The 500-nt window shown below is 68.8% G+C and carries 1 protein-coding gene; it reads left to right on the forward strand.

The features are described from left to right. Positions 1-109 precede the first annotated feature (109 nt). Positions 110-500 (forward strand): hypothetical protein (locus IEY17_RS25065; protein WP_188991952.1); only part of this gene is annotated, 391 nt, incomplete at its 3' end.

Here is a 500-nt window from a genome sequence, read left to right on the forward strand (position 1 = left end):
GCACCTGGCGCAGAGTCGGCGACATGCCACCGCCAGCGACCAAGGAACCCCGAGACAGAACGTAATGGCCTCCTAACCAGGGCGGGTTAAACGGTGCTTTCATATGTAGATGGCCGACTGGACGGCGTTGGCGCTCGGCGGGGCGGGTCTCGCCATCACCGCCGCCCCCGCGATCAATCGAGCTCGCCGCCGGTATCGGCTCCGGGCCATGCTCAAGCAGGACCTCGAGCTGGTCGCCGTCGCGGAGCAGGTGAAGCTCCAGGGACCGGGTGTCGGGTTGCTCCGGGAATCCATCGGTTCCCGGTTCGTGGAGTTGGTGGAGCATGAACGTCTGGTGCTGCAACGGGCGGGCATACGCCGGACGTGGGTGCGACGCGGCCTGCGGTGGGCGCTGGCGCTCGGTGGAGCGACGCTGGTGAGCTTGGCCGTCGGGCGGGCCCTCACGGGCGTGACCTCGCTGGCGAACACCGGCATCGGCGTCGGTGCGATCGCCGTGCTGT

The organism is Saccharopolyspora thermophila, assembly GCF_014646075.1.
In the GTDB taxonomy this organism is placed as follows: Bacteria; Actinomycetota; Actinomycetes; order Mycobacteriales; family Pseudonocardiaceae; genus Saccharopolyspora; species Saccharopolyspora thermophila.